This is a genomic window from Streptosporangium sp. NPDC002721 (assembly GCF_042888905.1).
Taxonomy (GTDB): Bacteria; Actinomycetota; Actinomycetes; order Streptosporangiales; family Streptosporangiaceae; genus Streptosporangium.
The window spans coordinates 212,024-225,389 of record NZ_JBIAQI010000004.1 but is presented as its reverse complement, the minus strand read 5'-3'; the positions used below and the strand labels follow the sequence as shown (position 1 = coordinate 225,389).

The window sequence follows — 13,366 nt, the reverse complement described above, 5'->3', positions numbered from 1 at the left end:
CGCCGACCGGCGGATCCGGGCGGGAGCCGTCACCCCTGCCTGGCGCCGATCACGGTCAGGGCGGGGTGGCGAAGGTTGTACCACCCGGTGACGCGGAGCACACCCTTCTTGATCAACGCGACCGGGCGACCGGTGCGTACCTTCCCGTGCGGGTTGCCGTCGAGGTCGGTGGGCTGGAGGAGGCCGTCCCACTCGCCGAGGCTGACGCACAGGGCGTCGGCCTTGACGCGCAGCGGCTTCGGGCTACGTCCCGCCATGCGGGCGGTGATCGCGTGGAAGGCGCACGCGGCCGCCAGCCCGCCGGGGCCGCAGCCCATGCGCAGCACCTGCCCGTCCTGGGTGTGCGCGGCCGCGGCGTCCCCGATGCCGTAGACCTCCGGGTGCGACCGCGAGCGCAGGGTTCCGTCCACGAGCATGCGGCCGCGGTCGTCCACGGCCAGGCCGGCCTCGCGCGCCAGCTCCGGGACCGTGAAGCCGGTGGTCCACACAACCGTGTCGGCGGCGACGTGCTCGCCCCCCTCCAGCAGCACGCCGTCCGCGCCGACCTTGGCGACCCTGGCGTGCTCCCATACCTGGACGCCGAGGCGGCCCAGGGCGCGGTGCAGGTGGTCACGGCCCTGCTCGGACAGCTCCTGGCCCAGCGAGCCGCCGGTGACCAGCCGCACCGTGCGGTCGGGGTAGGTCTCGGCCAGCGCGGTGGCCGTCTCCAGGCCGGTCGGCCCGGCGCCGACCACGGCGACCGTGTCGGCGGTGCGCATCCGGTCGCGCAGCCGCTCGGCCTGCTCCCCGCCGGCGACGGTGTAGGCGTGCTCGGCCACCCCGGGGACGGTGTCCAGGTCGGCGCGGCTGCCCAGCGCGTACACCAGCAGGTCGTAGCCGATCGGCTCGGCGCCGCCGGCCAGTTCCACCCGCCTGTCCTCCGTGTCGACGCGCGTGACCCGGTCGACGATCAGCCGGACGCCGGTGCCCTCGAACAGCCCGCGCAGTGGCAGGTGCCGCACCCTCCGGCCGGAGGCGAGCTGGTGGTTGCGCATCCGCTCCACGAACCGGTCACGGTCGTTGATGATCGTGACGTTCGCGCCGGTGCGCCCGGCGAGCAGCTTGGCGGTCGTGACGCCGGTGTATCCGGCGCCCAGGACCGCGATGTTCGGTGTCGTCGTCATGAGCGTTCTCCATCCGTCGTTCGACGCTGGATGAACGGGATACGGCGGCGATTCGTGACACCTCGGCCCGGGAAACGATTACATCTTTTGCTTCGCGACGAAGGCGAGCTTGTCCGGGTTGGCGATGGTACGGAGGGTGACGACGCGGTCGCCGTCGAACTCAAGGGCGGTGACTCCGGACAACCGGCCGTCCAGGTACACCATGAGGGCGGGCTCCCCGTTCACCACGTCCGGTACGAGGCGGATGCGCTGGGCGTACTCGGCGAGGAGGCGCAGGTAACGCAGGACCTGTTCCCGGCCGACCAGCGGATGCCGCACCGCTCGCGCCTTGCCGCCACCGTCGGCCCAGGCGACGACGTCCTCGGCCAGCATCCGCTCCAGCGCCGGCACGTCGCCGGCCAGCGTGGCCTCCAGGAACCGCTCCAGGAGTTTCCGGCGCTGCCCGGGCGAGGCGGTGAACCGCTTGCGCGCCTCGGCGACGTGCCGTCGCGCCCGGCGGTACAGCTGCCGTGCGTGCGGCTCGCTCACCTCCAGGATCTCCGCGACCTCGCGGTGGCTGTGACCGAACGCCTCGCGCAGCACGAACACCGCCCGCTCCGGCGGGGTGAGCCGCTCCAGCAGCACCAGCATCCCCAGCGACAGCGACTCCCGCTGCTCCACCGTCTCCAGCGGGCCGAGCGCGCCGCCGCCGGTGACGACCGGCTCGGGCAGCCACGTCCCGACATAGCTCTCCCGCCGCGCCCGCGCCGAGGTGAGCCGGTCCAGGCACAGGTTGGTGACCACCTTGGTCAGCCACGCCTCCGGCGAGACCGCCGTGTCGCTGCGCTCCCAGCGCAGGTAGGCGTCCTGCACCACGTCCTCGGCCCCGGAGGCCTCCCCGAGCAGCCGGTAGGCCACCCCGAACAGACGCCCGCGGTTGGCCTCGAACCGCTCCAGCCGCTCCTCGGTCACGCCCATGACCGGCTCACGCTCGCGTGCGGCGGGATCTGGGCCGCCATGACCGGGCTCGCGCCACGGCCGGGCGTGTCGGGAACGAAGGACATCACGGACGCGCTTCCGCTCGGCTCCCGCAAGGATCGGACACCCGATCAGCGTAACCAGCGGTCGGGTCGCCCTCTTTTTCCCCGTCCCCGCACGGGTCCGGGACGAGCGCGATCCCCGTCCTTCGGGGAACTGGTCTCAGGAGGTGACCTTCGGCTGCTGCTTGAGGGACCCGGCCAGGGTCGACAGCTCGTCCCACGGGGCGGTGCCGGTGACGACGATCGTGACGTCCGGCAGGAGCCGTACGAGGGAACGCTGGTCCTTGTCCTCGCGGACGCGCTGCTCCCAGGTCACGCCGTTGATCTGGACGGTCCCGGTGACCGTGGAGGTGTTGGAGAGCCGGTTGGCGAACTCTGCGGGGGGCTTCTCGTTGCTCTGGGCGAGCATCGCGTGGAAGCGCTTGGCCGTGGCGAAACCGAGCCTCCAGGTCGTGACGCCGTTGGTGTTCGTGTTCCGGGAGCTGTTCGGGACCCACCCGGCGGCGACGGGCTCGGGGGCCCACACCTGGAAGGGCGCCGTGCGGCGCAGGTCGGCCAGGGCGATCGAGTAGTCGACCCTGGGGATGTGCTCGGTCCTGCTCTGCGGCGTGACCAGCAGGAACAGGCCGACGGCGCCCAGACAGACCGCCATCGCGAACACATAGCCGTAGAAGCCCTGAGTGAACTTTTGCACGACTGTCGACACTATCCGTTCGGGAGGGCGGTCCGGAGTCAGGGGCGGTGGAACTGGGCGATGATCGTCAGCACGTCCTCGGCCAGGGCACGGGAGGCGTCCTCGTCGTCGGACAGGGCGACCTCGGAGACCGCGGCGGCGAGCGCGCCGGTGAGGACCACGACCAGCGCCCCCTCGTCGCCCTCGAACAGGGCCGCGTTGCGCTTGGCCCACTGCCGGAGCCGGTCGCGCATGATGAGCTCGAACCCGGGCGGCCCGTCCCCGCGCAGGAACAGCGCGGAGATCTCCCGCTCGGCCAGGCATCCCTCCAGGTAGGCGCGGGCCCCGGCGATGAACAGCCGCATCGGGTCGTTCTCGCCGTCGGCCCTGGAGTCCTGGACCGCCTGCTTGGTCCGCTGGGTCTGACGGGTCTGGAACTCCTCGAAAAGGGTGAGGTAGAGGTCGGCCTTGCCGGAGAAGTGGTGGTAAAGGCTTCCGACACTCGCTCCCGCGCGGGCCACCACGTCGGTGACCCCGGTCTCGGCGAAACCACTCGTGACGAAGATCTCCCTCGCGGCGGACAGGAGCGCGACGCGCGTGGCGGCACCTCGCTCGGAGGTCCGCGCACCCACGCCTTTCACCAGTCGTTCCGTGTCGCTGCTCATGGTGGGCACATTATCCTCCGCCGACCGGTCAGAGGGGTGCCAACTACGATCGTTGCATTGACCACGAGAGGGGTTTCCCACCATGTCCGATGAGACGTCCGTTCCCGACGCCCTCGCCGCGGGAGAGCACGCACCCGATCGCAACCTCGCTCTGGAACTGGTCCGGGTCACGGAGGCCGCCGCCATGGCCGGTGCCCGCTGGGTCGGGCGGGGTGACAAGAACGGCGCCGACGGCGCCGCGGTCAACGCCATGCGCCAGCTGATCAACACGGTGTCCATGAGCGGCGTGGTGGTGATCGGCGAGGGCGAGAAGGACAACGCGCCGATGCTCTACAACGGCGAGCTCGTGGGCGACGGCAGCGGTGCGGCGTGCGACGTGGCCGTGGACCCGATCGACGGCACCCGGCTCACCGCGCTCGGCATGCCCAACGGCATCTCGGTGATCGCGGTCAGCGAGCGCGGCTCGATGTACGACCCTTCGGCCGTCTTCTACATGGACAAGCTGGTCACCGGCCCAGAGGCCGCCTCGTCGGTCGACATCAACGCGCCGGTGGCCGACAACATCGCCGCGGTGGCCCGCGCCAAGGGCGGCGAGCCCTCGGACGTGACCGTGGTCGTCCTCGACCGCCCCCGCCACGAGAAGCTCATCCGGGAGATCCGGGACGCCGGCGCCCGGATCAGGCTCATCACCGACGGCGACGTGGCCGGTGCGATCATGGCGGCCCGGGTGGGTACGGGCGTCGACCTGATGCTCGGCATCGGCGGCACCCCGGAGGGCATCATCGCCGCGTGCGCGCTCAAGTGCCTGGGCGGCGTCATCCAGGGCAGGCTCTGGCCGCAGGACGACGCCGAGCGCCGCCGGGCGCTGGACGCGGGCCTCGACCTCGACGCCACGCTGAGCACCGACGACCTGGTCAGGTCCGACGACGTGTTCTTCGCGGCCACCGGGATCACCGACGGCGAGCTCATGCAGGGCGTCCGCTACCGGGCGGGAAGGGCCATCACCAACTCCCTGGTCATGCGCGGCCGCTCGGGGACGATACGGAAGATCGAGAGCGAGCACCAGCTCTGGAAGCTGCGGGCCTACAGCGCGATCAACTTCGACAGCGCCAGCTGAGAACCGGGTTCCGGCCGCTGACCCGGAGACGGCGTCAGCGGCGGAACCAGGGGCGGCGGGGGCGCTTGGGGGACTTGGCGACGATGTTCCCGAGCGTGACGACGCCGGTGATCTCGATGACCGGCCCGTCCGGTGAGGCCGGGACCTGGTTCCTCCTTCCCCCCATGAACGCCGAGACGGGCATCTCGATCCGTACGCCCTCGGGGACGATCAGGGTGAGGGTGCCGCCCATCACGGTGACGTGCAGGGTCACGTGGCTGGACTGGAGCAGCGCGTCGCACAGGTCGAGCCTGACGTTGGCGCAGATCGCGGTGGCCGTGAACCGGGTCGGCACGACCCAGCGGCCCGAGCGCTCCTCGGAGCCGAAGAACGCCGTCACCGGGCGGACGTCGGTGCGGAGCGGCTGTGCCTCGGGCGGCAGCAGGTCGGCGGTGAGCGCGGAGAGCTCTCCCAGCGTGCGGGCGCGGTACAGGGCCTCGGTGCGCTCGTCGTGCTCCTCGTGGTCGAGGCGCCCGTCGGCGAGCGCGTCGCCCAGCACGGCGGCCACCCTCTCGCGGTCGGTGTCTCCGGCCCTCAGGTCGGCGGGACGTGGCTCGGGGGCGTGGCGGCGGACGGCGGGGGGACGGGGACTCTCCACCCTTCGACCATAATCCCTGCCGGGACTCCGGCAGCGGAGCGAGCACCCCGACATGCCCCGGAGGCGGATGACAGGCCATTGACCCCCGGGTACCCCGCCCATAACCTGACGGGAACTTGAATCCCCCTCACGTTCCCCCCGGAGGTCGTCATGCCGACCCCACGTGACAGGCAGGCGCGCGTGGCGACCTGGGCGGCGTTCTTCGTCCAGGGCCTGTGCCTCTCCACCCTGCTCACCCATGTGGCCGACCTTCAGCGCAGGTTCGGGCTCAGCGACGGCGACCTCACCCTGGTCCTGCTGCTCGTGCCGGTGATCGCCGGGGTCGGCAGCGCGGTCGCGGGCCTCCTGGCGAGCCGCTACGGCAGCGGCCCGGTCCTGCGGATCTCCCAGGTCGGCGTCTGCACCGCGGTGGTCCTGTCGGGCTGGAACGACCAGCTCGCCGGCCTGTACGCGCTCAGCGCCGTGTTCGGCCTGTTCCTCGGCGCGGTGGACGCGACGATGAACATGCAGGCGGTCGCGGTCGAGCGCCGGTACGGCATGAGCGTGCTGACCGGCTTCCACGCCGTGTGGAGCGTCGGCTCGTTGCTCGGGGCCGGGTTCACCTCGGTCTTCAGCGAGCTCGGCGTGGAGCTGCGCTGGTCCTTCTCCGTCCCGGTGCTGATCGGCGCGGCGGTCTCGGTGATCATGCTTCCCCGCCTCTACGGGCGGGAGGAGGAGAGGTCCACCGAGCGGGCCGCGCACGCGGCGGCGGCCCGGGTGCCGTGGCGGCCGATCATCCCGCTCTGCCTGGCGATGGCGTTCCTGTACGTCGGCGACGCGGCGGTCTCCAACTACAGCACCATCTACATGGAGAAGGCGCTGGCGGCGAGCGGCTGGCTGGTGCCGTTCGCCTACTTCGTCTACCAGGCGACCATGCTCCTGGCCCGGGTCCCCGGCGACCTCGCCGTGCGCAGGTACGGGCCCGCGCCGGTGGTCCGGGCGGGCGCGGTGATCGCGGCCGTGGGCACGCTGGGGATCGTCGTGGCGCCCGGCGTCGCGGTGGCCGTCGTGTCGTTCGGCCTGGTCGGCATCGGCCTGTCCGTCATCGCCCCGCAGTCGTTCTCGGCCGCGGGGCGGCTGGGCGCCGGGGCGGAGACCGCGATCGCGCGGGTCAACATGTTCAACTACGTCGGCTTCCTCGTCGGCGCCGCCGTGGTCGGGACGCTCAACGACACGGTGGACATCCGGGTCGCGTTCGTGCCCGCCGCCGTCCTGGTGGCCCTGATCGTGTTCCTCGCCAGGGGCTTCCAGCCGGACCCGGAGCCCGCCGCGCGGCCCTAGCCACGCAACCCGCCGCACGCCCCTGGCCACGCAAGACCCCGCGCGGCCCTGGCCACGCCAAGACCTCACGGGCACCTCGGCCGTGGCCACGAAGGACTTCACAGCCTCACCGCGGCCGTGACCACCCGAGACCTCACAGGTAGTGGCGCTGGTCCCGTTTGGCCTGTTCGTACGCGGCGCGGGCCCGCCGCGCCTCCGGCAGCCCCGACACCTCCGCCACCGGGACGTCCCACCAGGCCGTGGTCCGGGGACCGGGGCCCGGCACCGTCTCGACGTACACGACGGTGGTGCCGACGGCCTCCCTCGCCTTGGTGAGCGCCACCCGCAGGGACTCCGGGCCGTCGGCGCGGATCACGTCGGCGCCCAGGCTGGCCGCGTTGGCGGCCAGGTCCACCGGGAGGAGGGCGCCGTCCAGCGCGCCCCCGGCCCCGCGCATCCGGTAGGCGGTGCCCAGGCGCCCCGCGCCGACCGCCTCCGACAGGCCGCCGATGGAGGCGAAGCCACGGTTGTCGACCAGCACGACGACGAGCTTGACGCCCTCCTGCACGGCGGTGGCGATCTCCTGGGCCATCATCAGGTAGGACCCGTCGCCGACCAGCACGAACACCTCGCGCTCCGGCGCGGCCAGCTTCACCCCGAGCCCTCCGGCGATCTCGTAGCCCATGCAGGAGTAGCCGTACTCGACGTGGTAGGACTTCGGGTCGGTCGCGCGCCACAGCTTGTGCAGGTCGCCGGGCATCGACCCGGCCGCGTTGACCACCACGTCCGAGGGCCGGGCCACCTCGTTCACCGTGCCGAGCACCACCGGCTGGGTCAGCGCGTCCCCGGTCGTCAGCAGGGAGACCTGCTCCTGCCAGTCGTGGGTCAGGCGCGTCGCCCTGGCGGTCCAGCCGGGGTCGGCGCTCCAGTCGCCGAGGTCCAGGGCGCGCAGCGCCTCGCGGGCGTCGGCGACGAGCATCTCGCCGGAGTGCTTGGCGGCGTCGAAGGCCGTGACGTTGACATTCAGGAACGCGGCCTCGCCGAACAGGGTGCGCGAGGCGGTGGTGAAGTCGCTGTAGCGGGTGCCGACCCCGATGACCAGGTCGGCGTCGCGGGCCAGGTCGTTGGCGGCGGCGGTGCCGGTGTGCCCGATCGCGCCGACCGCGCAGGGGTGGTCGTACGGCAGCGCCCCCTTGCCCGCCTGCGTCTCCCCCACCGGGACGCCGTGGTCGGCGGCGAACGCGGCCAGCGTCTGCCACGCCTCGCTGTAGACCACCCCGCCCCCCGCCACGACCAGCGGCCGCCTCGACCGCCTGACCAGCTCCGCCGCCCGCGCCAGCGCGGCGGGTTCGGGGACGGGCCGCGCCACGTGCCACACCCGGCGGGCGAACAGCTCCTCCGGCCAGTCGTACGCCTCCACCTGCACGTCCTGCGGCAGCGCCAGCGTGACCGCGCCCGTCTCGGCCGGGTCGGCCAGCACCCGCATCGCGGCCGGGAGGGCCGCGAGAAGCTGCTCGGGCCGGTTGATCCTGTCGAAGAACCGGGAGACGGGGCGCAGCGCGTCGTTGACGGTCACGTCGGGGAAGCGGGGGTCCTCCAGCTGCTGCAGGACCGGGTCGGCGGCGCGGGTGGCGAAGACGTCGCCGGGCAGCAGCAGCACCGGGATCCGGTTGATCGTGGCCAGCGCCGCCCCGGTGACCATGTTGGTGGCGCCGGGGCCGATCGAGGAGGTGCAGGCGAAGGCGGACAGCCGGTTGCGGGCCCGCGCGTAGCCGACGGCGGTGTGCACCATGGCCTGTTCGTTGCGCGCGAGGTAGTACGGGAGGTCGCCGTCGGTGCCCGCCCCCCGCTCGGCGAGGGCCTGCCCGATCCCGGCGACGTTGCCGTGGCCGAAGATGCCCAGGCATCCGGCCACCAGCCGGTGTTCCACCCCGTCGCGCTCCGACCACTGGTTCGCGAGGAACCGCAGGAGTGCCTGTGCCACGGTGAGTCTCATCCCGTCACCTCACAACGCCTTCGTCATCGGAAGCCTCGGGTCGATCTGCTGCTCCGCCCACGAGGAGCGGATCCAGGCGTGCCGGGGGTCGTCGCAGAAGGCCATCGACCGCTCGGGCGCGGGCCCGGCCAGCACGTTCAGGTAGTAGAGGTCGTAGCCGGGGGCCGCCATCGACGGGCCGTGGTAGCCGCTGGGGACGAGCACCACGTCGCCGCCCGACACCTCGGCCAGGGTCTCGTGGGTGCCGTACACCCGCTGGTAGCCGGGGCCGCCCTCGAAGTAGTAGATCTCCTCCAGCACGGCCTCGTGCTCGGAGGCCGTGTCGTGCTTGTGCGGCGGGTACGACGACCAGTTGCCGCCGGGGGTGAGCACCTCCACCGCGACGAGCCTGTCGCAGTCGAAGGCGTCGGGGGCGCAGAAGTTGTTCACCTGGCGGCTGGCCGACCCCGTCCCGCGCACCTCGACGGGGACCTCGTGCGCGGGGCCGTACCGCACGGGCAGGCGCCTGGTCGCGCGGGCGGCGGGGAGGGCGAAGCGGCCCTCGCCGGTGACGCGCGCGGTCGCGCCGACGGGCAGGTACGCGAAGTCGGTGACCGCGTGGAAGACCGAGGTCCTGCCCTCCAGGGTGAGCCGCTCCCCCTCGCACTCGACCACGCACGCGCCCGACAGCGGCAGGACCAGCATCTCCTCGTCGCCGGTGTCGAACTCCACGCCCTCCCCGGACAGGCAGAGCACGCGGAGCCCGGCGTACGTCCACCCGGCCGCCTCCGGGGTGATCGACAGGGCCCACGGCGCCCGCGCGGTGCTTCCCGCGGGAACGAAGGTCATGGCCGCTCCTCGCCGTCGCCGTAGCCGTCCTGGTCCGGTATCTCGTTCATGTCACCTCCAGCATCGCCGCGGCGGTGTCGACGGCCGCGGCCACGTCGTCATCGGAGGGATACAGCAACGCACGGCCCACCACCAGACCCCGCACGCCGGGAAGCCGCAGAGCCGCGCGCCAGGCCGCGTAGGTGAGCTCCGGCGCGCCGCCCGGGTCGCCGCCCAGGAGCAGCGTCGGCAGCGTGGTGGCCCGCACCACCCGTTCCATGCCGTCCACGACCGGGATCTTCAGCCAGGTGCGCGCGGAGGTCGCGCCGAGCGCCTGGGCGACGTGCATGGAGCGGATGACCCCCTCGGGGGACAGGTCGTGGGTGAGCGCGCCGCCCGCCCGGCGCGACCAGAACGGCTCGACCAGGGCGACCAGGTGGTGCGCGGCCAGTTCGGTGACGGCCCGGCCGCACGACTCCAGGGTGCGGGCGGTGGACGGGTCGTCCACGCCGATCCGGCAGAGCATCTTGCCCCCGTCGAGGCGTGCCCCGGCGATCGAGGGGACGTCGTAGGCGGTGAAGCGGTCGTCGAACTCGAAGGCCGACCCGTGTAGGCCGCCCCGGTTCATCGACCCGATGACGACCTTGCCCTCCAGCGCGCCGAGCAGCAGGAGGTCCTCGACGATGTCGGGGGTGCCGAGCAGGCCGTCCACGCCGGGCCTGGCCAGCGCCACGCACAGGCGTTCCAGCAGCTCGACGCGGCTCTCCATCGCCCCGGGACGGCCTCCGACGCCGACGACGCCCCTGGCCGTGTGGTCGGCGGCGATGATCAGAAGCCGGTCGCGCTCCGCCAGCGGCCTCCCGCGCCGCCGGGCCGCCGCCGCCTCGGCGATCCGCCAGGGATACCGCGCCCGCGTGTCGATGAGCGTCCGGTGCTCTCGCTCGTTCATGTGCCTCCCACCCCTGTCGGGCCGCCGCCGCTCGTGCCGAGCACGTCCATCACCTCGTCGAGCCGTGGCATCGCCGGGGCGCAGGCCAGCCGTCCCGCGACGATGGACCCGGCCGCGTTGGCGAACCGCAGCGTGGCCTCCAGCGGCCAGCGTTCGAGGAGACCGTGGCAGAGGGCACCGCCGAAGGCGTCTCCCGCGCCGAGGCCGTTGACCACCTCCACCGGCACCGGCGGCACCCGAACCGTCTCGGCCGCGGTCATGCCGAGCACACCTTCCGCGCCCAGCTTCACGATCGCGAGTTCGGCGCCCGCGTCGAGCAGCGCCTCGGCGGCCTCGTGCGGCTCGCGAAGGCCGGTCGCCACCTCGGCCTCCTCCAGGTTCCCCACCGCCACCGTGACGTGGCGCAGGGCCTCGCGCACCTGCTCGCGGGCCTCGCTCACGTCCGGCCAGAACATCGGGCGGTAGTCGAGGTCGAGGACGGTGTGCGGCGCGCGTCCCCTGGCCCGCCAGGCCGCGAGGTGCGCGCTCCTGGAGGGCTCCTGGGACAGGCCGGTGACGGTCGCCCAGAACAGCCGGGCCTCCGCGACGGCCGCCAGGTCCAGCTCCTCGGGGAGGATCTCCAGGTCGGGGGCCTTGGGGAAGCGGTAGAAGTAGAGCGGGAAGTCGTCCGGCGGCCGGATCTCGCAGAACGTCACCGGGGTGGGCAGGTGCGCGACCGGGGTGACGAAGCTGTCGTCGACCCCGTACTCACGCAGCGCGTCGTGCACGAAGAGCCCGAACGGGTCGTCGCCGGTCCTGGTGATCACCGAGCTGAAGTGGCCCAGCCGGGCGGCGGCCACGGCCACGTTGGTGGGACTGCCGCCCAGATACTTGCCGAAGGTCTCGACCTCGCGCAGCGACACCCCCACCTGCAGCGGGTAGACGTCGACCCCGGCCCGGCCCATGGTCAGGACCTCGATCATGCGCGCCCCTCGCCGGGCGGCCCGCCGGAGGACACCTGGCCGGAAGACACCTCGCCGGAAGGCACTCCGCCCCCCGCCCCGCCGCTCCCCGGCTCGCCGCCTCCGGGAGGCTCGGTCTCGTCGCCGGTGAGCCCCCTCAGATACGCCAGGCTCTCGCGGACGTTCTCCTTGGGGTCGTTGGAGTCGTCCTCGGCGGAACCCAGCACGACGTCCTGCTCCAGGACGTACCAGCCGTCGTACCCGGCCCCGGTCAGGCCGCCGACGATGGCGGGGAGGTCGACGTCGCCCCGGCCCAGCGGCCGGTAGAGGCCCTCCTTCACCGCCCGGGTGTAGGTGAGCTCGCCCGCCCTGACCCGTTCGGCCATGGCGGCGTCCACGTCCTTGAGGTGGACGTGCGCGACCCGTCTCGCGGCCCGGGAGACCAGTTCGGCGGGGTCGGTGCCGCCCGCGAGGAGGTGGCCGGTGTCGAGGCAGAGCGGCATCGCGCTGTCGTCGAGCACCCGCTGGACCTCCTCCCGGTTCTCCACCACGGTCCCGACGTGCGGGTGCAGGGTGACGGTCCTGCCGAACTCCTTGGCGTTCTTGAGGATCCGGCGCAGGTTGCCGGTGAGGGTCTTCCAGGCGGCCGCGTCCAGCTCCGGCCTGGCGTCGTAGCTCTCGCCGCCGGTGGAGGCGGCCAGCACGACCACGTCCACCTCGCCGTCCATGAAGGCGCGCATCGCGGCCCGGACGACCGGGAGCGGGTCGTGGTCGGCCTCGTGCAGGACGACGGGGACGAACCCGCCCACCGCCCGCAGCCCGTACCCCGCGAGGAGGGAGCGGCAGCGCGTCGGCGAGGGGGGCAGGAACCCGTCGGGGCCGAGCTCGGTGGCCGTCAGGCCCAGCTCCCTCATCTCGGCGAGCACCCGGGAGCGATCCAGCTGCCGCCCCCAGCCGGGGACCTCGCAGACGCCCCAGGAGATGGGCGCTCCGGCCGTCCTCACCGGACCACCGCCACCGACGGCACCGGTCTCTCGTACAGGGTCGCCTCTTCTCACACGATCACCTCCGTGACGCGCACCGGACGCCCCTCGCGACGGGAGAGCTCAGCGGCCTCGGCGAGGTAGAGCGCGGCGAGGGCGTCCTCGACGGTGCAGGGACTCTCCGTCTCCCCCCGCGCCGCACCGAGAAACGCGCCGAGCTCGGCGGCGTAGGCGGGCTCGAACCTGGCCGTGAAGTCGGGCCAGGGCTCGCCCGGCGGCTGAAGGCCCTCGGCGCTGGTCAGCGGCACGCGCGGATCGAGGCCGACCGCCAGCGTCCGCCGGGTGCCCGCCAGCTCCATCCGCACGTCGTACCCGGCGCCGTTGTAGCGCGAGCCCTGCAGGGTGACGAGCGTGCCGTCGTCCATGGTGAGCAGCGCGGCGCTGTTGTCGACGTCCCCCGCCTCGGCGAAGAACGCCTCCCCCCGGTTGGCGCCGGTCGCGTAGACGGTGTCGGCCTCCCTGCCGGTGACCCAGCGCAGGATGTCGAAGTCGTGGATGTGGCAGTCGCGGTAGATGCCCCCCGAGCGCGGGATGTATCCGGGGTCGGGCGGGTGGGGGTCGGCGCTCACCATGTGCACCCGTTGCAGCGTGCCCAGCTCGCCTCCGGCCAGCGCCTTCCGCGCGGTGGCGTACCCGGCGTCGAAGCGCCGCTGGAAGCCGATGTGCACGAGCGTGCCGCTCCGCCTGACCGCGTCGAGCACCCGCAGGGTCTCCCGTACGCCGGCCGCCACCGGTTTCTCGCAGAACACCGGCACCCCCTCGGCGCAGGCGCGCAACAGCAGCTCGGCGTGGGTGGCCGTGGGGGTGGCGACCACCACCGCGTCGCTGTCGAACGCGTCCCCCACCCGGGCTCCCAGCCTGGCGGCCACCTCCGCCGCCCGCCCGCCGTCCGCGTCGCTCACCACCAGCTCGCCGACCCCGGGATGCGCCGCCAGGGTCGCGGCGTGGAACGCCCCGATCCGGCCGAGTCCCAGCAGCCCAACACGCATCGTGCCTCCGGAGGAGAAGAAAGCGGTCGATCTCCAGTTCTAGGCGACGAGGCAGGAGCCGTCAAGAA

General features: G+C 73.0%; 13 protein-coding genes. 2 read left to right on the top strand and 11 right to left on the bottom strand.

The window, feature by feature from the left end:
- Positions 1–29: 29 nt before the first annotated feature.
- From ACFYWM_RS07145 to ACFYWM_RS07130, 4 genes are all read right to left on the bottom strand, one after another.
- Positions 30–1,163, bottom strand: a complete 1,134-nt coding sequence (locus ACFYWM_RS07145; protein WP_389909888.1) for an NAD(P)/FAD-dependent oxidoreductase — start codon at positions 1,161–1,163, stop codon at positions 30–32.
- Positions 1,164–1,241: 78 nt separating this feature from the next.
- Positions 1,242–2,120, bottom strand: a complete 879-nt coding sequence (locus ACFYWM_RS07140) for an RNA polymerase sigma-70 factor (RefSeq protein ID WP_389909885.1) — start codon at positions 2,118–2,120, stop codon at positions 1,242–1,244.
- Positions 2,121–2,342: 222 nt separating this feature from the next.
- The gene (locus ACFYWM_RS07135) at positions 2,343–2,876 is read right to left on the bottom strand and encodes a DUF4245 domain-containing protein (RefSeq protein ID WP_389909882.1); all 534 of its coding nucleotides are present in this window, start codon (positions 2,874–2,876) and stop codon (positions 2,343–2,345) included.
- A 38-nt stretch (positions 2,877–2,914) separates the two neighbouring features.
- On the bottom strand, positions 2,915–3,520 hold the full coding sequence (locus ACFYWM_RS07130; protein WP_389909879.1) for a TetR/AcrR family transcriptional regulator: 606 nt from the start codon (positions 3,518–3,520) through the stop codon (positions 2,915–2,917).
- 82 nt (positions 3,521–3,602) lie between these two features.
- Between ACFYWM_RS07130 and glpX the strand changes: the two genes are divergently transcribed.
- The gene (gene glpX, locus ACFYWM_RS07125; protein WP_389909876.1) at positions 3,603–4,637 is read left to right on the top strand and encodes a class II fructose-bisphosphatase; all 1,035 of its coding nucleotides are present in this window, start codon (positions 3,603–3,605) and stop codon (positions 4,635–4,637) included.
- 34 nt (positions 4,638–4,671) lie between these two features.
- Here the strand turns inward: glpX and ACFYWM_RS07120 are convergent, their stop codons facing one another.
- Entirely contained in the window at positions 4,672–5,274 is a 603-nt protein-coding gene (locus ACFYWM_RS07120) for a DUF1707 domain-containing protein (protein WP_389909873.1), read from the bottom strand.
- Between the two features lie 150 nt (positions 5,275–5,424).
- Here ACFYWM_RS07120 and ACFYWM_RS07115 point away from each other — a divergent pair, with 150 nt between their 5' ends.
- The gene (locus ACFYWM_RS07115; protein WP_389909871.1) at positions 5,425–6,594 is read left to right on the top strand and encodes an MFS transporter; all 1,170 of its coding nucleotides are present in this window, start codon (positions 5,425–5,427) and stop codon (positions 6,592–6,594) included.
- Positions 6,595–6,727: 133 nt separating this feature from the next.
- Here ACFYWM_RS07115 and iolD read toward each other — a convergent pair whose 3' ends face one another.
- From iolD to ACFYWM_RS07085, 6 genes are read right to left on the bottom strand one after another with little or no spacing between them, the layout of a single operon-like run.
- Entirely contained in the window at positions 6,728–8,569 is a 1,842-nt protein-coding gene (gene iolD / locus ACFYWM_RS07110) for a 3D-(3,5/4)-trihydroxycyclohexane-1,2-dione acylhydrolase (decyclizing) (protein ID WP_389909868.1), read from the bottom strand.
- A 9-nt stretch (positions 8,570–8,578) separates the two neighbouring features.
- Positions 8,579–9,397 carry a 5-deoxy-glucuronate isomerase gene (gene iolB / locus ACFYWM_RS07105; protein WP_389909865.1) on the bottom strand — a complete coding sequence of 273 codons (819 nt, stop codon included), beginning with the start codon at positions 9,395–9,397 and terminating at the stop codon, positions 8,579–8,581.
- A gap of 46 nt (positions 9,398–9,443) precedes the next feature.
- The gene (locus ACFYWM_RS07100) at positions 9,444–10,325 is read right to left on the bottom strand and encodes a deoxyribose-phosphate aldolase (RefSeq protein ID WP_389909862.1); all 882 of its coding nucleotides are present in this window, start codon (positions 10,323–10,325) and stop codon (positions 9,444–9,446) included.
- Positions 10,322–11,287: a 5-dehydro-2-deoxygluconokinase gene (gene iolC, locus ACFYWM_RS07095; protein WP_389909859.1), complete on the bottom strand. Its 966-nt coding sequence runs from the start codon at positions 11,285–11,287 to the stop codon at positions 10,322–10,324. The genes ACFYWM_RS07100 and iolC overlap by 4 nt, the downstream gene beginning before the upstream one ends.
- On the bottom strand, positions 11,284–12,270 hold the full coding sequence (locus ACFYWM_RS07090; RefSeq protein ID WP_389909856.1) for a TIM barrel protein: 987 nt from the start codon (positions 12,268–12,270) through the stop codon (positions 11,284–11,286). The genes iolC and ACFYWM_RS07090 overlap by 4 nt, the downstream gene beginning before the upstream one ends.
- Positions 12,271–12,320: 50 nt before the next feature.
- Positions 12,321–13,298 (bottom strand): Gfo/Idh/MocA family oxidoreductase, encoded by a 978-nt coding sequence (locus ACFYWM_RS07085; RefSeq protein WP_389909854.1) that lies wholly within the window; start codon positions 13,296–13,298, stop codon positions 12,321–12,323.
- Positions 13,299–13,366 lie beyond the last annotated feature (68 nt).